Below are 21,995 nucleotides of genomic sequence, written 5' to 3'. Positions count from 1 at the left end.
AGGAGGCAAGGATGAGCCGGGTATTCGAGCCGTTCCCCGCGACGCATGCCGCACGTTCGTTCGCGCGTACGTGGTGGGGCAAGGCCTGGGTCGGGGCGGTTGAAGACGTCTCGCTCGACTCGAAGCAGCTGCGCAGAGGTCGGGCGTACGCCCGGCGCGGTCATGTCGGGGCGATCCTGGTCGAGCCGGGGCGGGTGGTCGCGACGGTGCGCGACGCGTCGCTCGAGGAGTTCCGGGCGGCCGTGAGTGTCGAGCAGCTGACGGACGCGCAGTGGGATCGCTTCGGCGATGAGGTCGCCGCCAAGTCGGGGCACCTCCTCGCCCTGCTCGACGGCGAGATGCCGGCGGAGCTGGTGGAGTCGGCAGCGGCTGCCGACGTACCGCTGTTGCCGACCTTCGGCGACCTCGAGCCCGAGTGTGACTGCGATGCCTGGGAGATCCCGTGCGTACACGCGGCCGCGCTCGCGTACCAGGTGTCATGGCTGCTCGACACCGACCCGTTCGTGCTCATGTTGCTGCGTGGGCGGGGCGAAGACGCCTTGGTCGGCCGGTTGCGTACGCGGGTCGCCGAGCCGACCGACGACGATTGGCGCGGCGATGATGCCGCCGAGGCGTACGCGCGCGAGCCGGCTCCCTTGCCGCGCTGGGAGTTCGCGCCGGCGTACCAGCGAGGCGAGGACGTGCCGCCCGGCCCGGGCATCGACCCGGACGCGATGCGGCGGCTCGTGGCATCGGCGGCCGCGCGGGCCGCCGACCTGCTCGCGTCGCCGGGGTGAGGTCGTGGTCGCCAGGTGGAGTCGGTGTGGGATCGATGGACTAGGTATCCACCGTTCCCACACCGACTCCGGAACCGGCTCGGGCGGCGATACGCGGACGCAGCGGGTCAGTCGACGGCGTACCGCACGCCCAGCTGGTCGCGGATCCGGTCCATCAACGCCATGATCGCGAGGGTGTCGTCGAGCGGGAGCAGCTCCGACTCGGTACGCCCGGCGCGGAGACAATCGCCCACCTCGATGATCTCGTGGGCGTATCCGCGGCCGATGACCGGATCGGCGTACGTATGGGTCTCCCAGCCATGGGCGTACGAGAACGACGGCGGCATGTGCATGCGGGACGCTACCTCGATCCGGCCGTCCGGGCCGGCGACCGACGCCTGCGCGTCCGACCACGCTGTCTGGGTCCACGAGACGCTTGCGACCGCGCCGCTGTCGTACCGCAGGGTCGCGCCGCCGTTCAGGTCGAAGCCTCGGTCGGACAGGGCGCCCGCCGCGACGACGTCGGCCGGTTCGCCGAGCACGAGGTACGCGAACGTCAGGGGGTAGATCCCGACGTCGAGCAGCGCGCTGGCACCCAACGCGGGATCGACCAACCGTGCCGACGCCTCGGCCGGCAGCACGAAACCCAGGTCGGCGCGTACCTGGCGTACGTCACCGCATGCACCGTCGCCGATGCGGCGCAGCAGGTGCCGGATGCGTGGGTTGCAGCGCATCCACATCGCCTCGGCGAAGAACAGGTTGTGCAGCCGCGCGGCGGCGACGAGCTCGGCGGCCTGACGCGCGTTGAGGGTGAGTGCCTTCTCGCACAGCACCGGCTTGTCGTGCTCGAAGCACAGCAGGACGTCCTCGACGTGCCGGCCGTGCGGGGTCGCGACATAGATGACGTCGACCTCGGGATCGGCCGCCAGCTCGGCATAGCTCCCGTACGCGCGCGGCGCGCCGTGACGCTCGGCGAAGTCGCGCGCGCCCGACAGGGTGCGCGAGCCGACCGCGGCAAGCGTCGCATCGGGCACCAGCGCGAGGTCGGTGGCGAACGACTCGGCGATCTTGCCGGTCGCGAGGATGCCCCACCGAACGGGGGCGGTCGGCTGGTCGGTCGTGAGCTGCGACATGCAGGCATTGTGCCAAATGACATCGTTGTGGTTCGTCGCCTACGATGGAGGGCATGGATGCCGCACACGTCGCGTCGCAGGCGCAGCAGGCCAGCACCACGAGCCTCTCCGAGCGCGATGCCGCGATTCTCGACTTCGAACGTACGTGGTGGCAGTACGCTGGCGCGAAGGAGCAGGCGATCCGCGAGAAGTTCGACCTGTCCGCGACGCGCTACTACCAGGTGCTCAACGCCTTGATCGACCGCGAGGATGCACTCGCCCATGATCCGCTGCTCGTCAAGCGGCTCCGTCGCCTGCGCCACGCGCGCCAGCGGGCACGCTCCGCTCGTCGGCTGGGCATCGAGCTGACATGAACGTGAGGCTCCGATGATGAATCAGCGCGACTCCGCCGTACGGCTGCCGTCCTGGCTCATCGCCGCGAGCCTGGTCGCCGTCGTCATCGCGACGCTCACGTACTTCATCACCACCAACAACGACAACACCGACGAGGCGTCGCCGCAGTCGGAGCCAACGCAGACCAGCGACGCACCGGAGTCGGACTCGCCGCCCGACGACGAGAAGACTGATGACGGGCAGCGGGCCACCGGCGACTCCGACGGGCCGGCCGAGAAGGCGAAGCCGGACGAGCAGCAGGCCAAGCAGGACGCCGAGCCCGAGAAGAAGCAACAGAAGCCCGAGAAGAAGAAGCAGCCGCAACCCGAGGTCGCGCCCGACGCGACCGTCGACGTCTACAACAACTCCGGCATCACGAACCTCGCTGCGTCGGCCTCCGGCGACGTGCAGTCGGCGGGATTCGTGGTCGGCGGGGTCGACAACTGGTACGGCGCCATCCCGAGTACGACGGTGTACTACCCGCCCGGCATGGAGGAGCAGGCCAAGCTGCTCGCCGATACCCTGGGCGTCGGGCGGATGCTGCCCGCTGTAGCCCCGATGTCCGGCGACCGGCTCAGCCTGATCCTCACCGCCGCGATCTAGCCTTCGTTCGCCTGGCCAAGCCCCTCATCCGTGAATGCTCCGCCGGCCTTGACCCAGCCACCGTGGGACGCGTACTCCTGCCAGATCGCGTCGAACGGCTTCGAAGCGGCGAGATCGAGGATCTCCTCGGGGCTGAGCGGAACCGTGACATCCTGATCGGCGGTGAACTCGAGCAGCAGGTCGTAGTCCTTCGGGCCGGCGGTCGGCCGCATCTGGAGGTCGGCGATCCCTCGGGTCGGCGGATTTGGGTTCGCGCCGAGCTCCTCCTCGGCCAGGTACGCCTTCGCGTCGATCTCCGGTGCGACGGCGCACTCGCGATGACCTGGGGCGCATCCGTCGAGGCTCGGGTAGCCCTTCGGAATGGACCACATCTCGAGGTGGAACGTCAGCTGTGTTCCGTCGGCGTCGCGGGTGACGTAGTCGTAGACACCGTCGCCGCGGTCGAGTACGCGTACGTCCTCGAAGTCGTCGGGAAGCGCGTCGGAGAACCTCGGAGCCGCCCAGTGCGCGAACTCCTCAGGATTCGAGGTCGCAGGCATGGCCCGAAACGGGTTGTCCGACGGAGCAGCCGTCGCGGGCGGCGCGACCCCGTTGGTGGCCGGTGCGACCTGTTGGTGGGCGTCGCCGCCGAGATCGATGCCGGCCGTTCCGACGGCGACCGCGCCGACGATTGCGGCAGCGACGAGACCGATGCTCGCGGCCCGGCGGCGGCGTTGGCTGCGCGCACCGTCGGCGACTACGTCGGGGACGACCGTGCGCATGGGTGGAAGGTCCGAGATCTCGTCGGTGATCCGGCTGCGAAGGTCGGCGGGTGACATGGTGGCCTCAGCTTTCGATCAGTTGGTAGAAGGTCTCGCCGAGCCGGTCGCGGAGCAGGCCGAGAGCGCGCGACGTCTGTGCCTTGACCGTGCCCTGGCTGCAGGACATGACGTCGGCGGTCTGCGCGACGCTGTAGTCCTCCCAGAAGCGGAGGACGACGACGGCACGCGCCCTCGGCGGCAGCTCGGCGAGCGCGTCGATGATCGTCATCCGCAGTTCGGAGTTGTCTCGCCCTCGCGGCGGGTCGGGGAGTGCGTGCAGCCGGCGTTCGCGCCGCGAGCGTCGCTCGCCGTCGAGAAAGGTCCGGACCAGCGTCTTGTGCGCGTACGCGTGCAGGTGCTCGGTCTGGCGTACGCGCTCCCAGACGCGGTAGAGCTTCAGCAACGTCGTCTGCACCAGATCGCGCGCCCGGTCGGGATCGCGGCACAGCAGGTACGCATGACGGTAGAAGCGCTGCTCGCTCGACGAGGCGAACTCGGTGAAGTCGTCGACGTGCCGCACGTGGTGTCCCTCGCTTCTGTCGGTCCGATTGTCTCGGCTCACCAGGTAAAGAGCGAGCATTGCCGTGATCGGTTTGAATGTGGTGCCGCGGACGTGGCGGGCCGCGTCACAGGTGGCCGCCCGGGTACGCAAGGATCGACCCATGACTGAGATCGTCACGGCCGCCGGTGCCGATGCGATGGCGGCGATCCGCCGCGACCCGGCGGGCACGTTGCTCGCCCTCGACTTCGACGGCACCCTCGCTCCCATCGTCGACGACCCCGCGGCGGCGCGCGCGAATCCCGGTGCGATCGCGGCGCTGGGGCGGCTGGGGCCGGTCTTCGCCCGGGTCGCGATCGTGACCGGCCGACCTGCCGAGGCAGCCCTTCGACTCGGCCGCTTCGCCGGCGTACCGGGCCTGGAGGCGATGACGATCCTGGGGCAGTACGGCGCGGAGCGATGGGACGCGCCGTCCGGGCCGACCGTCGCACCGCCACCGCCGCGGGCCGTCGGCGAGGTCGAGCACGCCCTCCCCGACCTGCTCGAGGGCCTCGGGCTCGGCGACCTCCGGGTGGAGCACAAGAGCCGTGCGATCGTGCTGCACACCCGCGGGCGCCGCGACCCGGACGCCGATCTCGCGACGCTCGACGGCCCCGTACGCGAGCTGGCCGCGCGCCACGGGCTGATGGTCGAGCCCGGCAAGAGCGTGGTCGAGATCCGCAGCAGCGAGACGGACAAGGGCGTTGCGCTACGCGGGTTGCAGCGCGAGACCGGTGCCCGTCAGGTCGTCTTCGCCGGTGACGACCTCGGAGACCTGCCGGCGTACGACGCCGTCGACCGCATGCGTACCGAGGGGATCCCCGGATTGCTGGTGGCCTCGGCGTCACACGAACAGGACGCCCTGGTGGCACGCTCCGACCTCGTCCTCCCGGGTCCGGCCGCGGTCGCCGCATGGCTCGGTTCGCTCGCTGACGATCTCGCGGCGTGACGCACGTTGCGATCGGGGACGCCCAGATCTCTAACGGTTTGCGATCGGGGACGCCCAGGTTGATTAGGTGGCGACCGGGGACGCCCAGATCTCGAACGGATTGCGACCAGGGGCGCCCCGATCGCAAACGGGGAAAGCCATCGAGGCGTCCACATGCCGGACCCGATTAACAACATCTGAGACGACGTCGTTACGCTGGTCATCGCTCATCAAGAGGGGCAGAGGGAAACGGCCCGACGAAGCCCCGGCAACCAGCCAGCGATCTACCTGCGCTCGAAAGCGTCGCGCTGGTCATGGTGCTAATTCCGTCCCGCGGCGAAAGTCGACGCGGGAGAGATGAGGAGGAGGCCCTCGTGAGCGCAGTCATCGACACCCCGACGACAACCGGTACGACCGCTTCGGGCGGTACGACGCGCGCCGGCGCGTTCGGCCACGCGACCAACCTTCGATGTCGCGCCTGCGGCGCCGAACAGCAGCTCGGTCCGTTCTATGCGTGCTTCGAGTGCTTCGGACCGCTCGAGGTCGCGTACGACTTCCCGACGGTCACCCGCGAACAGATCGAGGCCGGCCCGAAGAACATCTGGCGTTACCGCTCGCTGCTCCCGGTACCCGACGACATCGCGTCGATCCCCAACACCGAGCCCGGTTACACCCGCCTGATCCAGGCCGACAACCTCGCCCGCGAGCTCGGTATCCACAAGCTCTGGGTGAAGGACGACTCCGGCAACCCCACGCATTCGTTCAAGGACCGCGTCGTCGCGGTCGCGCTCTCGGCCGCCCGCGAGCTCGGCCTCGAGGTGCTCGCCTGCCCGTCGACGGGCAACCTCGCGAACGCGGTCGCGGCGGCCGCCGCCCGCGCGGGCATCAAGAGCGTCGTGTTCATCCCCGACGACCTGGAGCGCCCGAAGGTGCTCACCACCGCGGTGTACGGCGGCACGCTGGTCGCGGTGCGCGGCAACTACGACGACGTGAACAAGCTCGCGAGCGAGATCGCCGGCGAGGAAGAGGGTTGGGCGTTCGTCAACGTCAACGTCCGGCCGTACTACGCCGAGGGCTCGAAGACGCTCGGGTTCGAGGTCGCCGAGCAGCTCGGCTGGCGCCTTCCGCAGCAGGTCGTCATCCCGGTCGCGTCCGGCGCCCAGTTGGTCAAGGTCGACAAGGGCTTCGGTGAGCTCGTCTCGCACGGGTTGGTCGAGGACGCCCCGTACAAGATCTTCGGCGCCCAGGCCACCGGGTGCTCGCCCGTCGCCCAGGCGTTCCGCGACGGCCACGACGTCGTTCAGCCGGTCAAGCCGGACACCATCGCCAAGTCGCTCGCGATCGGCAACCCTGCCGACGGGCCGTACGTCCTCGACGTCACGCGTCGTACCGGCGGCTCGGTCGCGGACGTCAGCGACGACGAGGTACGTGACGGCATCCAGCTGCTCGCGCGCACCGAAGGGGTGTTCGCCGAGACCGCCGGCGGCGTCACGATCGCGACGCTGAAGAAGCTGGTCGAGACCGGACAGCTCGATCCCGACGCGGAGACCGTCGTGTTCAATACCGGCGACGGGCTCAAGACGCTCGACGCCGTTGCCGATCGGGTCGGCCCGGCCGCGACGATCGACCCGACGTACCCGGCGTTCACCGCCGCCGGCCTGTGAGCGCCCGAGCGAACCATCCGACGCAGCGCGAGGGAGCGGAGTGAGGTACGAGTGAGCACCCGAGCGAACCATCCAACGCAGAGCGAGGAGACCACCATGAGTGTGACCGTCCGCATCCCGACCATCCTGCGTACCTACACGAGTGGGGAATCGCAGGTGAAGGCCGACGGCGAGACCCTCGCCGCGGTGATCGACTCGCTGGACGCCGACTATCCCGGCATCAAGGCGCGCGTCGTCGACGAGCAGGGCGCGCTTCGCCGATTCGTGAACATCTACGTCGGCAACGACGACGTACGCTTCGCCGACGGTCTCGATACGGCGACGCCCGACGGCACTCAGGTGTCGGTCATCCCCGCGGTCGCCGGAGGCTGACTCGTCGGAAGCTTTCCCAAAGTCCGAGATGCAAATGTTGACGAGCTTGTGAACGCTGCATGAATGCCGTGCTGGGATAGGGTCCAATCCATATCACAGGGGCCGGTTAAAGGGCCTAACAGCACGAGCAACTTGGAGTACGTATGGTGCGCGGCACCGTGAAGTGGTTCAACGCAGACAAGGGTTACGGGTTCATCGCCGTCGAAGGTCAGGACGACGTCTTCGTCCACTGGTCCAAGATCAAGTCCGAGGGCTACAAGACACTCGAGGACGGCCAGCCGGTCGACTTCGAGGTGGTCGATGGCCCGAAGGGCCGTGAGGCTCACGAGGTCAGCCCGGTCTGATCCTCTTCACCTGGCACTCAGTTCAATAGGCGCAGGGTTCGATAAGCAGAACTTTCCGTACGCATAAGCGGCCGGCCCGGCATCGAGAATCGATGCCGGGCCGGTCGCTTATGTTCAAGGACGCTGGACGCGCCTCAGTGCTTCTTGTTGCGGTATGCGTTGTACATCTTCTTCACATTGCGGTCGAAGTACGGCGAGCGAATGAACTTCGGGTGCTTCGGGTGCCGGCGCGGGCCGTTGCTCACGACACCGTTGAGGGCCGAGTGCCGCTTCTTGCCGATGCGGACCTTGCCCTTGATCCAGGGGCCGCCGCTCGAACCGGGCGTGAGGTTGTGGCAGTTGAGCCGGATCTGGTTACCGCCCGCGGCGGGGCGGGTGCGCTTGCGGCACGACTTCTGCTTGTCGCCCTTGTAGCCGAGCTGGGAGTACCCGACGGCGGCGAGGCGGCGCTTGTGGCTGCGGCCGACCTGCAGGCCGTACCCGCCGACGTTCTTGACCAGCTTCTTCTTCGTGAACTTGATCGGCTTCACGAGGGCGAGCGCCGTGTCGTAGTTGAAGTTGTTGTGCTTGATCCAGCCCTTCATCGCGACCTTGCTCGTCGCGCCGTACACCCCGTGCCTGGCGGTGTTTCCGGGACCATAGCCGGGCACGAAGATCCAGTTCTTGTGCCAGCCCTGACCGCGGCCACCGTGCACACAGTGTCCGGCGGTCATCACCATGTTCTTGCGCTTGGAGTTGACGGCGGCTCCGGAGCAGACCATGTCGACGCCCTTGCGGGTCGTGAAGAAGACCTTGCCGACCGTCTTGGACTTGCGGGTCTTCTTGCGGGCCTCCGGAGCGCTCGGGAGCGCGGCCTTGGCCACGCTCTGCGACTTCGTCGGGGCGGGTGCGGTGCGTGAGGCAGGCGTCTGCTGCTGCATGGCCTGGCGAGCGATCCGGTCGGCCGGAACGGCGTTCGCCATGCGCTTCGGCGTCCAGTACGCGGCGTCAGCCGCACGGGCGCTGTCGAGGTCCACCGTCTGCGACGCGTACGGAACGGCGTCGGCCGATGCGGTGTGCCGCTTCTCGGACTCGGGCGCGGACGCGGACGCCATCGTCGCGGGCAAGGCGATTCCTGCGACGAGGGCCGGTGCCGCGGCAGCCGCGACGACCCGTCGCACCCGCCTCCCCCGTGTCGGCTGTGTCAAGCGCATGTACATCTCCTGTATCGACTTTGGTACACGCCCGTCATCGGGCAACCGCCCGATGGTATCGGTCCCTCGGTTCGACCCGTGGCCGCCGGGGGTCTCGACCGGTGCTCCCGAGGAGGACGCCCGCGATCACGACGGCACCGCCGGCAACCTCGTACGCGCTGATGCGTTCGCCGAGGAACACCGCCGCAGCGGTCATGCCGGTGACCGGAACGAGCAGCGAGAACGGTGCGACGACGCCCGCCGGGTGGCGACTCATCAGCCAGGTCCAGAGGCCCGAGCCGAGCACGGTCGCGATGATCACGGTGTACGCGAGTCCGAGCAGCGCAGGCAGGGCCTCGGCCGTGAACGCGCCGGTCAGCGATGCGCCGATGCGGTCCGGGCCCTCGACGACGAGTGCGACCGCGAGCATCGGAATCGGCGGGACGACCGACATCCACAGCGTCAGGTGCAGTGGGTTCTGCGGCCGCGACTGCCGGCTGCACACGTTGCCGATGGCCCAGCCGAAGCCGCCGGCGAGGGTCAGCAGGAAGGGCAGTACGGCGGCGACCTGCGCCCGGTGCGAACCCACGACCGCGAGACCGCCGATCGCGACCACGATGCCGAGCACCTGACGGCCGGACACGCGTTCGCGCAGGAACGTCGCACCGAGTACGACGGTGAACGGCGCCGACGCCTGCAGCACCAGAGACGCCAGGCCGGTCGGCATGCCGGACGACATTCCCCAGTAGAGGAAGGCGAACTGCAGGACGCCGAAGCCGATCCCGTACCCGACCAGCCAGCGCACCCGCACGTTCGGCCATGGCACGAACAGCATGGTCGGCACGGCGATCACGGCGAAGCGAAGGGCGACGAGGAACATCGGCGGGAAGTGCTCGAGCGACAGGTGGATCGCGATGAAGTTGATGCCCCAGAGCACGGCGACGGTGAGTGCGAGGGAGCGGTCGCGGATGGTCATGCGGTCCATCGTCGGTCGCCCGGATCTGTAAGCACAAGCGATAGTTCATTCACTATCCGTGTAGGCTGCCTAAATGGATATTCGGCACCTCGAACTCCTGCGCGAGCTCGCGGAGCGAGGCAGCGTGACCGCCGTCGCCGCGGCGACGCACCGTACGCCGTCGGCTGTCTCGCAGCAGCTACGTACGGCGCAGCGTGAGTTCGGAGTGCCGTTGGTCGAGCCGCACGGGCGGGGCGTACGACTCACCGAGGCCGGTCGGGTGCTTGCTCGCGGTGCGGTCGGCGTCGCGACGGCGGTGGAGTCGGCGCGTGCCGAGTGGGACGAGTTCCGGCACGCGCCGAGCGGGCACGTCACGATGGCCGGGCTCGCGAGCGCCGCCGAGTACCTCGTCCCCGCGGCACTACGAGACCTGGCGGCGCGGTCGATCCGGGTGACGTTCACCGACGAGGACGTCGCCGAGGCCGACTACGCGCCGCTGACCGTCGACCACGACATCGTGATCGCGCACAGCCTCGCGGAGCGCCCGTCGACCGGTTCGGTACGTCTGCGCATCGAACCGCTGATCCGTGAGCCGCTGGACATCGCCCTCTACTCGTCGCATCCGCTGGCGAGACGTACGCGGGTCACGCCCGAGGACGTCGCGGACGAGTCGTGGATAGGCGTGCCGCCGGGCTTCCCGTTCGAGTCGGTGCTGGACGCGGTCGCCGCGCGTACCGGGCAGACGTTGCGCTACGTGCAGCGCGGCATCCGCGACAATCGGCTGGTCGAGGCAATGGTCGAGGCCGAGCATGGACTGGCCGTGCTACCTCGGTTCACCACCCGGCCGCGGGACGGGGTCGTGCTGCGGCCGTTGGCGGGCGTCGCCACGGCCCGCTACATCTTCGCGCTGATGCGTCCTGACCGTGCCGAGCGGCTCGCTGTACGCCACGCGCTCGACGCACTCGTACGGTCTGCGCGGGCGGTGGCCTCGGAGGACTGACTCACCCGCTGGGACCGCCCGGTTCGCTCCGGAGGGGGAGTGTTCGGCGGCGCGCCTCCGCGACGGTTGGACCGTGCGCGGCGAGTGCCCGCGGCGGGAGGGTGACGGGATGGTTTCGGCAGAGACGTACGCGGACGGTGGCGGCCGAACGACGCCGCGGGAGGCCCTCGTGTTCGCGGCGGTCGGCTCGACCCTGGTCGCGCTCATCGGTGTCCTGTGGCAGGCCGAACCGGGTACCTACCCGTTCGGTCCTGATGATCGCTTCGCCGACATGTCCCTGCTGGCCGGGACAGACGCTGTCCTCGCAGGCTGGCTGGCGATCGGTATCGGCGTCGTCGGCCTTCTCACGGTGGGCGGCCTCGCGTACGCCGGCAGCCGTACGACGCGGCTCCTGTTGGCCGTCGCAGGCCTGCAGGTGGTCGTCCTCGCCCTGCTGGCTCCGGACATCCAGATCCTGATACTGACCGCGTACATGCTGGCCTTCACCTTGCCGCCGGTGCTGCTGGGCACGAAGATCCGAGACGGCCTGCGAGATCCGCGAACAAGGGTGTACGTCGCCCTGGGGCTGGGCGGCCTTGCCGTCCTCGGCGTCGTCGGAGGCGTCCTTCGGGTCGACACGTTCGCGGATCTCGGTCGCGGCATCGGCGGTGGGTTCGCCGACGTGGGTGCTCGGCCGCTGTACCTGCTGTTCGCATTGGCCGTCGCCGCCTGCTGGGTGGGCGTCATCGCGTCGTACGTCAAGGGAGCCGGTCCGGGGCGTTTCGTGATCGCGACCCGGGCGTGGATCGCGCGCTGGGGAGTGACCGCGACGTGGGTCGCGGCCCTCGCCCCGGTGCCGTATGCGCTGTCGAGGCTGACCTGGCTGACGCCGTGGCCGGTGGCCGCCGCCGGCATCGACCTCGACGCCGAGCCGGGGACGCGGCTGTTGGGGATTCTGCTGGGGTTGGTATCCGAATGCTGCCTGTGGCTCACCCTCGGACTCATCCGGCCGCGCGGTGAGGTCTTCCCGCATTGGGTTCCCTACGTCGGCGGGCGCGACGTACCGGTGATGGCCGCCGTCATCCCCGGGCTGTCGGGCGCATTGCTACTGACGATCGCCGGCCGCTCGCTGCTGCAGCAGGGCCTGTTCGTCGAGGGCGAGGTCTGGCTCGTGCTGATCATGCCGCTGTGGCTGTGGGGCCCGGCGCTCGCGGTCGCGACGCTCGCGTACTGGCAGCGCCGCGGTCAGACGACGAGTGGCGTGGGCGATCGCAGTCGCCGCTTCGATGGCGAGTAGGTGCGCCATGCGTCGGCGAGCGCGCGCACCGCACCCTCCAGCGTCTCCGCTGGATCCACGAACGGTAGCCGTAGGTACGCCTGGCTGCCGCCCGAGGCATCGAGCGATCCTCCCGCCAGCACGACCACGCCGTGGCGGAGCGCATGCTGCGCGAATGAGACTGCGTCGCCGGCCGGCAGCTCGACCCACAGCGTCTGTCCGCCTTCTGCGCGCGCGAACCGCCAGGTCGGCAGGTGCGTGGTGAGGGCATCGCACAGCCTGTCGTGCTGGTGCACGAGCTCGGCGACCCGGTGCGTACGGATTTCGTCGAGATCGCGGAACAGTTCCGTCATGGCGCGCTGGGTCATGGCGTCGCCGCCCAGATCGTGAACCGCCTTCAGCCGCGAGAGTTGCCTTGTGGTCGACGCGGATGCGCGTACCCAGCCGACCCGGAGGCCGCCCCACACGAGCTTGCTGAGCGAGCCGACGGTGACCACGTGCTCGGGCGCGTAGGCCGCGAGGGGTACGGGAGGCGCTCCGCCGAAGCCGAGCTCGGTCAGGACCTCGTCGTCGACGACGGTCACGTCGTGCCGTGCGGCCGAGTCGGCGATGCGCTGCCGGCCGAGAGCCCCGAGCAGCGCTCCCGTGGGGTTGTGGTGGCTGGCCACGAGGTACGCGACTCGCGGCCGTACCTCGTGCATTGCCGTGACCGCCGCGTTGACGTCGAGTCCGTCCGGACCGTTCGCGACCGTACACAAGGTTGCGGCCGCTTCCCTGAGCACCTCGAGGGCGCCGGGATAGGTCGGGGCTTCGACGAGTACCCGCTCTCCCGGCCCGACCAGCAGGTGCGCGACCATCGACAGCGCCTGCTGGGCGCCGGTCGTCACCATGACCTGATCGGGTTCGGTCGCCAGGCCGCGATCGGTGTAACGCTGCGCGATTGCCTCGCGCAACGCGGGGTCGCCCGCGGGGTGGTATCCGATGTCGTCGCGCGGCGGCCTCGCGAGCATCCGCTCGAAGGCGGCCCTGACCTGGGGAGGCGGCGCGCTCGGTGCGGCGCAGGTGAGCTGGTAGTGATGCTCGGATGGCTCGAGGAGGTCGAGGAACAACGGCGTCGACACGTCGGTGACGCCCCCGCGTCGTACCGTCGACCCCTGAGACACCCACGTTCCGCTGCCTCGGCGGCGGGTGATGCGCCCTTCCTGCTCGAGCAGGTCGTACGCGGCGACGACAGTGGTTCGCCCGACGGATAGCGCGGACGCCAACCGGCGATCCGGTGGCAGGTGCGCGCCGGGGGCGAGCTCGCCGTCGTCGATCATCCGACGCAGACGCTGTGCCAGCAGGGCGAACAGCGGCCCGCGCCCAGCCGACCACCGACCCAGTGCGGCGACCAACTCCTCGATTGGACTCATTGGCAAACCAATCTAGCGCGATTGGCCCTGCCCTACACCCCGATGTCCTTTCACACTGGCGAGATGAACGCAGTGCGCAGCACCATCACCGGACCGTTTCCGGCCAGCCCGATGACCAGCCTCGTGGACACGTCAGTGCCGTTCGATCTCGCCGAGAGTACGTGTCCGCCGCTGCGACTCGGCGACGTCGTCGACGGGACGTCGCTCGCGAACCTGGCGCTCGACTACGGGACGACACCCGGCGACGCCGAGCTGCGGCGGCTGATCGGCGCGAACGCCGGTGTCGAGGCCGACCAGGTGCTGGTCACGGTCGGCGCAATGGGCGCGATGTACCTACTGGCGCAGGACCGTCGCGGTGGACGAGCCGTCGTCGCCAGCCCGCACTTCCCGCCCGCGAGCATCGTGCCGGCCGGCCTCGGCATGCCGGTCGACCGGGTAGACCTGTCCTTCGACGACGGCTACCGCGTCCTCCCGGAGCGCATCGCTGAGGCACTGACGCCCGCGACGACGCTCGTCTCGCTCGCCTCGCCGCAGAATCCGTCGGGTGTTCGGATCGACGACCGAGACCTCCGCGACATCGTCGGCGCGGTCGAGGCGTACGCCCCTGACGCGGTCGTTCTGGTCGACGAGACGTACCGTGTCGCGACGTACGGGGACGGCCCTGTTCCGGCGTCTGCTGCGTCTTTGTCAGGGCGCGTCGTCACCTGCTCGTCGCTGTCCAAGGGCCACGGCGCCCCGGGACTCCGGTTGGGATGGCTCACCACGACCGATGCCGACCTGTACGAGCGGCTGCGAACCGCGAAGTTCTACAGCACGGTTGCGTGCTCAACGGCGGACGAGGTCGTCGGGGTGCACGTACTGCGCAACGCGCCGGAGATTCTGCGGCCGCGCGCGGAGCGACTTGGACGCGCGCTGGCCGAGCTGGGGGCGTGGGCCGTCGAGCAGCCCGTCGACTTCCTCGAACCCGATGGCGGCGCGATGTCCTGCCTTCGGTTGCGTACCGAAGACCCGGCGGCCGTTGACGAGTTCTACGCGCGGTTGGGGGAACGCGACGTACGGGTGGCGCCGGGTTCGTGGTTCGGCGAGTCGGATCGGGTGTTCCGGGTGGGATTCGGGCATCTCGGTCCGGTCGAGTTCACCGAGGCGCTGGATCGGCTGGGCGATGCCCTCACGGCGCGAACGCGCCGAGCACGGTCTGCATGACCAGCGCAGGCGCGTCGGCGCGATCGAGCCGGCCGTTGTCGGCCTCGTCGTCGGCGGCGTGGATGAGTGTGTAGAGGGTCGTGACCATCCAGGTGACGGGCACGTCTGTACGAAAGGTGCCCTCCTCGCGGCCGCGGACGAACAGCGCCTCGACCCGCTCCAGGACGGGATCGTGACGGTCGCGCAGCCACTCGTTCGAGTGCATCGCCAGCGCGTGTACGCGGATCCGGCGATAGCGGTCGAGCGTGGACCACGATGCACCGACCAGCGAGCGAAGGATCTCGTCTGCCGGCCGGCCGTCGTCGACGACCTCGTCCATTGCCGCGGTCGCGTCGCTCAGCGAGCGGTCGACGACCGCGGTCAGCAGCTCCTCCCGGGATGCGAAATGGCCGTAGAGCGTCACCCTGCCGACGCCCGCTTCGCGTGCTACCTCAGACATGGACACGGTCGCGGACTTGGCGAACAGCGTCGTGGCGGCATCGAGGATGCGGTCGATGTTGCGCTGTGCGTCTGCCCGCCGACTCGGTCGTACGGTCGATCCGTCAGCACCCATGGCCGCAACCCTAATGATCCGTCAATGTGCATGCGGCCCCGGAGCCGTGGCGGGCGCGCCACGTGGTACGAGCACGACGGCCGCTGCCGCCGCGACAGCGGCGGCGATCGTGCAGGCGACGTACGCATCGCGGAACGCCCCGACAGCCGGTGTCGCGAGCGCGGGCGCCGCAATCGTCGACAGCACCGCGACGCCGAACGCACCGCCGAGCTCGTGGGACGTGTTGATCAGTCCGGACGCGAGCCCGGACTCGTCGGAGCGGACGTATCCCATCGCCGTTGTGGTTGCGGTGACGAACACCGGGCCAACGCCGAGGGCGACCAGCGTCATCCCGGGTAGGACGCTCGCGTACACGCTGGTCTGCTCGGAGACCGTCGCGAGGAGGAGGCCGCCGAGCGCCGCGACGCCCAGCCCCGCCACGGAGATCGGGCGCGGCCCGATGCGGCCGATCAGTCGCCCGGCCAGATGTGCGCCGGCGGTCACCGCGATCGCGGGTAGTACGAACAACAACCCGGTGCGAACGGGCGCGTACCCGCGGATGTGCTGAAGGTAGAGCGAGCCGAGGAAGAACGTTCCGACCATCAGCGCGCTCGCGACCAGCATCAGCGCACTGCCCGCGATGACCGGGCGGCGGCGGAGCATCGTCACGTGCATCAGCGGCTCGCGTACGACCCGCTCGGCCCGCGCGAAGATCGCGTACGAGACCACTCCGAGTGCGAGCGCCCCGAGCGTCACCGGATCGGCCCAGCCGTCCTCGCCTGCGTTGACGAGTGCGTAGATCACCGATGCGGTCGCCACGGTCACGAGCGCGGCGCCTACGAGGTCGACTCGACGGTCGCGCGCCCGCGCTCCCATCGTGGGTACGACGAAGGGCAGGACGAGGACGAGAGCGGCGCCAACCGGCACGTTGATCCAGAAGACCCACGACCAGCCGGGTCCGGACGTCAGCGCGCCGCCGACGATCGCGCCGGCGGCGAAGCCGGCGCCGCCGAGCGCCGACCACACCGCGAGCGCGCGGTGGCGGGCCGCGCCCTGGTGGGTCGAGGTCAGGATCGACAGCGCCGCGGGAGACACGAGTGCGGCGCCGACACCCTGCGCCGCGCGGGCGGTGATGAGCCAGGCCGCATCGGGTGCGCCGGCCGCGGTGAGTGAGGCGAGCGTGAAGACGACCAGACCGGCGGTCATCACCCGCCGAGCGCCGAGGACGTCGGCGAGTCGGCCGCCGAGCAGCATCAGCCCGCCGAAGCAGAGTGTGTACGCAGTGACCACCCAGGTCAGAGCGGACCGCCCGAGATCGAGATCGGCTTCGATCGTGGGTAGCGCGACGTTCACGACCGTGATGTCGAGAACGAGCATGAACTGGGCGAGACACAGGGCGGCGAGCTGTGGCCCGGTGCGTACCGGGTGCCCGTCGACGTTGGTGGCCATCGGTCGACTCCTAACTCGAACAGGGTTGTTCGAGTTAGCGTACGCCGATCCGGTCAACTTGTACAGTAGTGTTCAGGTTAGTTCGGGCCTGGATTCGTTTGCACTCTCGGGGGGCGAGTGCTAAACATGAGGCTGGCACTCCATATACGAGAGTGCCAGCAACACCGCAGTACCGAAACAAAGAAGTCAGCGGACCGAGCCGATGAGGCTCCGCGCCCCGACGAGACGGGATTGTCGACGGCGAGGGGTCGTCCGTCGCGGGCATCGCTCGGACCATCCACCTCTACGCGTTAGGAATCGCGGGAGATATGTCGAAGAGCATTGCGTTCAACGAGGACGCCCGGCGCGGTCTCGAGCGGGGTATGAACACCCTCGCCGATGCCGTGAAGGTGACGCTCGGCCCCAAGGGTCGCAACGTCGTCCTCGAGAAGAAGTGGGGCGCTCCCACCATCACCAACGATGGTGTGAGCATCGCCAAGGAGATCGAGCTCGAGGAGCCGTACGAGAAGATCGGCGCCGAGCTCGTCAAGGAGGTCGCCAAGAAGACCGACGACGTCGCGGGTGACGGTACGACCACCGCGACCGTGCTGGCTCAGGCCATGGTCCGCGAGGGTCTGCGCAACGTCGCCGCGGGTGCGAACCCGATGGCGCTCAAGCGTGGCATCGAGACGGCTGTCGAGGCCGTCAGCTCGCAGCTGCTCGGGATGGCCAAGGACGTCGAGACCAAGGAGCAGATCGCTTCGACGGCCTCGATCTCGGCCGCCGATCCGCAGGTCGGCGAGATCATCGCCGAGGCGATGGACAAGGTCGGCAAGGAAGGCGTCATCACCGTCGAGGAGAGCAACACCTTCGGCCTCGAGCTCGAGCTCACCGAGGGTATGCGCTTCGACAAGGGCTACATCTCGCAGTACTTCTACACCGACCCGGAGCGGATGGAGGCCGTCCTCGAGGATCCCTACATCCTCGTGGTGAACTCCAAGATCAGCAACGTCAAGGACCTCGTGCCGGTCCTCGAGAAGATCATGCAGTCGGGCAAGCCGCTGCTGATCATCGCCGAGGACGTCGAGGGCGAGGCGCTCGCGACCCTGGTCGTCAACAAGGTCCGCGGCACGTTCAAGTCCGTCGCCGTCAAGGCGCCGGGCTTCGGCGACCGCCGCAAGGCCATGCTGAACGACATCGCCATCCTCACCGGTGGCCAGGTCATCAGCGAGGAGGTCGGCCTGAAGCTGGAGAACGCCGACCTGTCCCTGCTCGGTTCGGCCCGCAAGATCGTCGTCACCAAGGACGAGACGACGATCGTCGAGGGTGCCGGTGACGGCGACCAGATCCAGGGTCGCGTCAACCAGATCCGTGCCGAGATCGAGAACAGCGACTCCGACTACGACCGCGAGAAGCTGCAGGAGCGCCTGGCCAAGCTGGCCGGCGGTGTTGCGGTCATCCAGGTCGGCGCGGCCACCGAGGTCGAGCTGAAGGAGCGCAAGCACCGCATCGAGGACGCCGTTCGCAACGCGAAGGCCGCCGTCGAGGAGGGCATCGTCGCCGGTGGCGGCGTCGCGCTCGTCCAGGCGACCGCCGCGGCGTTCGAGAAGATCGATCTCGACGGTGACGAGTCGACCGGCGCAGACATCGTGCGTACGGCCGCGTCGGCTCCGCTGAAGCAGATCGCCGTCAACGCCGGCCTCGAGGGTGGCGTCGTCGCGGAGAAGGTGTCGGGTCTCGAGACGGGACACGGCCTCGACGCCGCGTCCGGCGAGTACGTCGACATGGTCGGCGTCGGCATCATCGACCCGGCCAAGGTGACGCGTTCCGCGCTGCAGAACGCGGCATCGATCGCGGCGCTGTTCCTCACCACCGAGGCGGTCGTCGCCGACAAGCCGGAGAAGGCTCCGGCTGGCGGCGGTGACCCGACCGGTGGCATGGGTGACATGGGCGGCATGGGCGGTATGGGCTTCTGAGTCCAGCCCGCTCGTCGTAGCACCACATCGACTCGGCCCCCGGCGTACTCGCCGGGGGCCGTTGTCGTACCCGCCACAATCCGCTGTCGTACCCGCCACAATCCGCCGAGGTACGGCGTCCTGCCACAAGAGCGCCGTCTTGTGGCAGGACGCCGTACCTCGGCGGATTGTTCTCGTCGATCGCCGTCAGTCGAGGAAGCCCGCAACCGGGGAGTCGTCCTCCCATTCGGGGCCGCCGTTGGGTACGTCGTCCAGGACGGTGGCGCACTCGTCCGACGGCAGTGCACAGTCGATCAGTCGGTCGCCGCCGTCGGGGGTGACCTCGATGATCAGCACGCTCCCGTCGTCGTCGAACCTCGCCTCCACGATGCCCTGGGAGTGCAACGGGAACTGCTTTCCCGTGTCGAGGTTCATCGCCGCGTAGTCATCGCTCGGGTCGTTGAAGGTGTCGGCATCGGGGCCGTCGACCGGGTAGCCGGAGTCGTTGGCCTGATCGGGATCCACCAGTGCCCACGTGCCATCCGGCGACAAGCGCGAGCTGTCGACACCGACGCCGCCGTACAGGGTTCCCGGCAGCCGGGTGACGCGGGTCGACGGGTCGAGCGGCTGCTGCTCCGGGCCCCCGTACGCGTTGCCCTTGCCCTTGAGAACGAGCCGGTCGTTGCCCACGGCTGCGATGACGGTGTCCGGGTCGGTGGCCGCGTACACCTGTTGGCCCTCCGGGAGCGACGGATCCCAGGCGAAGGTCTGGTCGAAGCGGCCCGCTTCGACGTCGGCGTAGACGACACCGTCGTAGTACATCGACGGCCAGATCAGGGAGGTGCCCGACATCCCGCTGACGTCGGCGGGGTCGAAGGTGACCGAGTCGGCGACCTTCTGCGCGTCGGCGTCGAACCGGTTGAGCTGCACCTCCGGGCCCGCGACGTCCGCCGACCAGACAGCGCTGCTTCGGTCGGAGTCGGCGACGACCTCCGAACCCCAGGATTTGGCGCCGTCCGGATTCACCGGGTCTCCGAGCCGCATCTCCGCGCCGGAGCGGTCCTTGAAGTACGGCGTCCCGTTGCTGTCGCCACTGATGTAGACGAGTCCGGCGGTGGTGAGTGCACTCGCCTCGAGGCCGCCCTTGTGGTCGGGCTCGACCGCCTTCCCGTCGATGTGTGCACGCGTCGGGTTGTAGGTCACGAACGCCAGCGCGGGACCTTGGGTACGAACGGACGCAGGGAGCTCGTCCGAGCCGTTGACGTCGTCGATTCCCTGCACCGCGTACGTACCCGCCGCCACCACGCCGATCGTGGCGAGCGCCGCGGCGCCGACCCGCACGGTCGAGCGGCGTCGCCCGTGCCGGTGGATCCGGTCCAGATCCGGCGTCGGCGTCGGGCCGGTCGCGTCGTCGATCGATTCCTTGATCAGCTCGTCGATGTTCATCGTGCCTCCCCATCGGTCGCGGGTACGGGTCGAAGTTGGCTTCGCAAGGTCTTCATCGCGTGGCTCGCCTGGGACTTCACGGTTCCTGGTGCGATGCCGAGGACCGCAGCGATGTCCTTCTCGCTGAGATCCTCGTAGTACCGGAGCACCACGACGGCTCGCTGTCGCGGCGGCAGCGCCCGGATCGCCTCCCAGATCGCCGTGCGTTCGCTCACCGCTTCGGCGTGGCCGGGAGACGCCGTGTCGGGCGGCGCTTCCGTCGACCGTTCGACCTGCCGCCAGCGACGCCGCCAGGCCGTCACCGTCTCGTTCGCCACGATGCGGTGCACGTACGCCTCGGGACTGTCCGCGCGGCGTACCCTGCGCCAGTTCGCGTATGCCCTCGCGAACGCGTTCTGCAGCATGTCTTCGGCGTCGTGCCGGTTGCCGCTGAGCGCGTACGCGGTGCGGAACAACCGTGGCCATGCGCCCAGCACGAACGCGTCGAACTCCTCGCGATCGCTTTTCCTCATCCGTCCTCCGCCCCAGGCCCTGTCATTGTCTGCCCTGCTGCCACCCGTGACGACCCTCGGCGCCGATTCGGTTGCATCGCGCACGATGGCGTAACCTGATGGTGGCGAGGCGTTGTGTAAGCCGTTCGCCCCGGGCCCACTGGCCCGCCGCATCGCACGTTCGGATAATTCGTGTCTTCGCTCCGCGCTTACCGGCGCCTCCTCGAGGTCGCCGGCCCCCTCTACGTGCTCGTTGCCTTTCTCGGCCGGCTGCCGCTCGCGATGAGCCAGATCGGCACGCTCGTCCTGGTGTCCGAAGCGACCGGGAGCTATGGCGCGGGAGGGGCGTGCGCCGGCGTACTCGCCGTCGCGAACGCCGTTGCCGGTCCGCTGTGGGGAGCGCTCGCCGACCGGGCCGGCCAGCGTGTCGTCGTGCTCGGGCAGTCGCTCGCCGGTGGGGTCGCCCTGTTCGCGCTCGTCGGCCTGGCGCAGACCGATGCCACCTGGCCGTTGCTCGCGGTCGTCGCCGGGGTCGCAGGGATCGCCCTTCCGCAGGTCGGCCCGCTCGCCCGCGTACGTTGGCGGCCGATGGCCGCCGATGCCGGAGCAGCCCATCAGCGCCGTCTCGTCGACACCGCGTTCTCGTACGAGGGTGCCGCCGACGAGGCGTCCTTCGTGCTCGGCCCGGCGATCGTCGGCGGAGCGATCGCGGTCGCCAGCCCGGCCGCGGCGCTGGTGTTCGCGGGAGTGCTACTCGCGGTGTTCGGCTCGTGGTTCGCGCTGCACCGCAGCGCCGAGCTCACCCGGCGCGACACGTCGGCGACGCTCGACACCGCGCACACGCCGGTCAGCTCGATCATCATCGTGCTGGCGATCATGCAGCTCACCGTCGGCACCGTCTTCGGATCGGTGCAGACCGGGTCGTCGGTGCTCGCCACCTCCGCCGGAATGCCCGGCCTGACGGGCATCATGCACGCACTCCTCGGCGTGGGGAGCGTGACGCTCGCCTTGGCCATCGTGGTCCTGCCCGAGTCGTTCGGGTACGAGCAGCGGCTGCGAGTGTTCGCGTGCGCGCTGCTGGTGCTGTCGCTGCCGCTGCTGTTCGTCGACACCCTCGGCACCGCCGCGATCACGCTGCTGGTGCTGGGCTGCGCCGTCGGACCGTACATGATCTGCGTGTTCACGATGGCCGAGCGGATCACCCCGCAGCGGCGCCTCGGTGCGGTCATGACCGTGCTCGCCGGTGCGACCGGGCTGGGCTATGCGATCGGATCGAGCCTCGGTGGGCGTCTCGCCGACTGGGGCGGGCACACGCCCGCGTACGCCGTCACGGTCGGCGCCGGTGTCGTTGCGACGGCACTCGCGCTCGCCGCGGGGCGTCCCCTGCGCGTCGAGCAGCAGCGCCGGCGTGTACCCGCCTCGGCGACGTCGGGTGGGTCCTCGTGAGGCAGGACCCGCGCCTGGTCGCCGAAACGCGGACGCGGCGCTAGGCGGTCAGTCTCGTTTGCGGCGCTCGAGCGAGCGGCGTACGCGATCCTCCGACTGGCCGAGCACCTTCGAAAGGATCTGCACGCGGAAGACGTACGCGACGACGACCGCGGCGATGATCAACAGGATCCACAACATGTGGTCCAGCC

At 69.3% G+C, this 21,995-nt stretch carries 23 protein-coding genes and 1 riboswitch; of the genes, 12 read left to right on the top strand and 11 right to left on the bottom strand.

Annotation, left to right across the window (positions count from 1 at the left end):
- Positions 1-11: 11 nt before the first annotated feature.
- On the top strand, positions 12-776 hold the full coding sequence (locus L0C25_RS06935) for an SWIM zinc finger family protein (RefSeq protein ID WP_271635719.1): 765 nt from the start codon (positions 12-14) through the stop codon (positions 774-776).
- A 107-nt stretch (positions 777-883) separates the two neighbouring features.
- Here L0C25_RS06935 and L0C25_RS06930 read toward each other — a convergent pair whose 3' ends face one another.
- Positions 884-1,888, bottom strand: coding sequence for a Gfo/Idh/MocA family protein (locus L0C25_RS06930; protein WP_271635718.1), 1,005 nt, complete (start codon positions 1,886-1,888; stop codon positions 884-886).
- Between the two features lie 53 nt (positions 1,889-1,941).
- On the opposite strand from L0C25_RS06930, the gene L0C25_RS06925 reads away from it, so the two are divergent.
- Together L0C25_RS06925 and L0C25_RS06920 are read left to right on the top strand one after the other, a co-directional pair.
- A complete protein-coding gene (locus L0C25_RS06925) occupies positions 1,942-2,241 on the top strand; it encodes a DUF3263 domain-containing protein (RefSeq protein WP_271635717.1) in 300 nt (99 codons plus the stop codon).
- Between the two features lie 13 nt (positions 2,242-2,254).
- A complete protein-coding gene (locus L0C25_RS06920) occupies positions 2,255-2,863 on the top strand; it encodes a LytR C-terminal domain-containing protein (RefSeq protein WP_271635716.1) in 609 nt (202 codons plus the stop codon).
- Here L0C25_RS06920 and L0C25_RS06915 read toward each other — a convergent pair.
- The gene (locus L0C25_RS06915) at positions 2,860-3,681 is read right to left on the bottom strand and encodes a hypothetical protein (RefSeq protein ID WP_271635715.1); all 822 of its coding nucleotides are present in this window, start codon (positions 3,679-3,681) and stop codon (positions 2,860-2,862) included. The genes L0C25_RS06920 and L0C25_RS06915 overlap by 4 nt on opposite strands.
- Before the next feature lie 7 nt (positions 3,682-3,688).
- The gene (locus L0C25_RS06910; protein ID WP_271635714.1) at positions 3,689-4,327 is read right to left on the bottom strand and encodes a SigE family RNA polymerase sigma factor; all 639 of its coding nucleotides are present in this window, start codon (positions 4,325-4,327) and stop codon (positions 3,689-3,691) included.
- Between L0C25_RS06910 and otsB the strand changes: the two genes are divergently transcribed.
- The 4 genes from otsB to L0C25_RS06890 all read left to right on the top strand — a co-directional run bounded on the left by otsB (position 4,326) and on the right by L0C25_RS06890 (position 7,509).
- Entirely contained in the window at positions 4,326-5,150 is an 825-nt protein-coding gene (otsB, locus tag L0C25_RS06905) for a trehalose-phosphatase (protein ID WP_271635713.1), read from the top strand. The genes L0C25_RS06910 and otsB overlap by 2 nt on opposite strands.
- A 203-nt stretch (positions 5,151-5,353) precedes the next feature.
- A riboswitch (SAM riboswitch) is annotated at positions 5,354-5,493 on the top strand.
- Positions 5,494-5,503: 10 nt separating this feature from the next.
- Positions 5,504-6,793, top strand: coding sequence for a threonine synthase (gene thrC, locus L0C25_RS06900; protein WP_271635712.1), 1,290 nt, complete (start codon positions 5,504-5,506; stop codon positions 6,791-6,793).
- A gap of 96 nt (positions 6,794-6,889) precedes the next feature.
- Positions 6,890-7,165 (top strand): MoaD/ThiS family protein, encoded by a 276-nt coding sequence (locus L0C25_RS06895; RefSeq protein WP_271635711.1) that lies wholly within the window; start codon positions 6,890-6,892, stop codon positions 7,163-7,165.
- Between the two features lie 143 nt (positions 7,166-7,308).
- Positions 7,309-7,509 (top strand): cold-shock protein, encoded by a 201-nt coding sequence (locus L0C25_RS06890; protein ID WP_271635710.1) that lies wholly within the window; start codon positions 7,309-7,311, stop codon positions 7,507-7,509.
- A gap of 134 nt (positions 7,510-7,643) precedes the next feature.
- On the opposite strand, the gene L0C25_RS06885 is transcribed toward L0C25_RS06890, so the two are convergent.
- Together L0C25_RS06885 and L0C25_RS06880 are read right to left on the bottom strand one after the other, a co-directional pair.
- A complete protein-coding gene (locus tag L0C25_RS06885) occupies positions 7,644-8,702 on the bottom strand; it encodes a trypsin-like serine peptidase (protein ID WP_271635709.1) in 1,059 nt (352 codons plus the stop codon).
- Positions 8,703-8,736: 34 nt separating this feature from the next.
- Positions 8,737-9,657 carry an EamA family transporter gene (locus tag L0C25_RS06880; protein ID WP_271635707.1) on the bottom strand — a complete coding sequence of 307 codons (921 nt, stop codon included), beginning with the start codon at positions 9,655-9,657 and terminating at the stop codon, positions 8,737-8,739.
- A gap of 73 nt (positions 9,658-9,730) precedes the next feature.
- Here L0C25_RS06880 and L0C25_RS06875 point away from each other — a divergent pair, with 73 nt between their 5' ends.
- Both L0C25_RS06875 and L0C25_RS06870 read left to right on the top strand, forming a co-directional pair.
- Positions 9,731-10,636 (top strand): LysR family transcriptional regulator, encoded by a 906-nt coding sequence (locus L0C25_RS06875; protein WP_271635706.1) that lies wholly within the window; start codon positions 9,731-9,733, stop codon positions 10,634-10,636.
- 109 nt (positions 10,637-10,745) lie between these two features.
- On the top strand, positions 10,746-11,912 hold the full coding sequence (locus L0C25_RS06870) for a hypothetical protein (protein WP_271635705.1): 1,167 nt from the start codon (positions 10,746-10,748) through the stop codon (positions 11,910-11,912).
- Here the strand turns inward: L0C25_RS06870 and L0C25_RS06865 are convergent.
- Positions 11,861-13,303, bottom strand: coding sequence for an aminotransferase-like domain-containing protein (locus L0C25_RS06865; protein ID WP_271635704.1), 1,443 nt, complete (start codon positions 13,301-13,303; stop codon positions 11,861-11,863). The two genes, L0C25_RS06870 and L0C25_RS06865, sit on opposite strands and share 52 nt — an antisense overlap.
- Positions 13,304-13,366: 63 nt before the next feature.
- On the opposite strand from L0C25_RS06865, the gene L0C25_RS06860 reads away from it, so the two are divergent.
- Positions 13,367-14,506, top strand: coding sequence for a pyridoxal phosphate-dependent aminotransferase (locus tag L0C25_RS06860; protein WP_271635703.1), 1,140 nt, complete (start codon positions 13,367-13,369; stop codon positions 14,504-14,506).
- Here L0C25_RS06860 and L0C25_RS06855 read toward each other — a convergent pair.
- Together L0C25_RS06855 and L0C25_RS06850 are read right to left on the bottom strand one after the other, a co-directional pair.
- Entirely contained in the window at positions 14,472-15,059 is a 588-nt protein-coding gene (locus L0C25_RS06855) for a TetR/AcrR family transcriptional regulator (RefSeq protein WP_271635702.1), read from the bottom strand. The two genes, L0C25_RS06860 and L0C25_RS06855, sit on opposite strands and share 35 nt — an antisense overlap.
- 21 nt (positions 15,060-15,080) lie before the next feature.
- Positions 15,081-16,487: a DHA2 family efflux MFS transporter permease subunit gene (locus L0C25_RS06850; RefSeq protein ID WP_271635701.1), complete on the bottom strand. Its 1,407-nt coding sequence runs from the start codon at positions 16,485-16,487 to the stop codon at positions 15,081-15,083.
- A 308-nt stretch (positions 16,488-16,795) separates the two neighbouring features.
- Here L0C25_RS06850 and groL point away from each other — a divergent pair, with 308 nt between their 5' ends.
- Entirely contained in the window at positions 16,796-18,442 is a 1,647-nt protein-coding gene (groL, locus tag L0C25_RS06845; protein ID WP_271635700.1) for a chaperonin GroEL, read from the top strand.
- A 186-nt stretch (positions 18,443-18,628) separates the two neighbouring features.
- Here the strand turns inward: groL and L0C25_RS06840 are convergent, their stop codons facing one another.
- Together L0C25_RS06840 and L0C25_RS06835 are read right to left on the bottom strand one after the other, a co-directional pair.
- Complete coding sequence (locus tag L0C25_RS06840) at positions 18,629-19,867, bottom strand: hypothetical protein (RefSeq protein ID WP_271635699.1); 1,239 nt, start codon at positions 19,865-19,867, stop codon at positions 18,629-18,631.
- The gene (locus L0C25_RS06835; protein WP_271635698.1) at positions 19,864-20,379 is read right to left on the bottom strand and encodes a SigE family RNA polymerase sigma factor; all 516 of its coding nucleotides are present in this window, start codon (positions 20,377-20,379) and stop codon (positions 19,864-19,866) included. The genes L0C25_RS06840 and L0C25_RS06835 overlap by 4 nt, the downstream gene beginning before the upstream one ends.
- A gap of 171 nt (positions 20,380-20,550) precedes the next feature.
- Here L0C25_RS06835 and L0C25_RS06830 point away from each other — a divergent pair, with 171 nt between their 5' ends.
- Complete coding sequence (locus L0C25_RS06830; protein WP_271635697.1) at positions 20,551-21,804, top strand: MFS transporter; 1,254 nt, start codon at positions 20,551-20,553, stop codon at positions 21,802-21,804.
- Positions 21,805-21,852: 48 nt separating this feature from the next.
- On the opposite strand, the gene L0C25_RS06825 is transcribed toward L0C25_RS06830, so the two are convergent.
- On the bottom strand, positions 21,853-21,984 hold the full coding sequence (locus L0C25_RS06825; RefSeq protein WP_271635696.1) for a hypothetical protein: 132 nt from the start codon (positions 21,982-21,984) through the stop codon (positions 21,853-21,855).
- Positions 21,985-21,995 lie beyond the last annotated feature (11 nt).

The sequence above is a fragment of the Solicola gregarius genome, assembly GCF_025790165.1.
In the GTDB taxonomy this organism is placed as follows: Bacteria; Actinomycetota; Actinomycetes; order Propionibacteriales; family Nocardioidaceae; genus Solicola; species Solicola gregarius.
The sequence above is the reverse complement of the archived record's forward strand: the minus strand, read 5'-3'. Positions and strand labels throughout refer to the sequence as shown.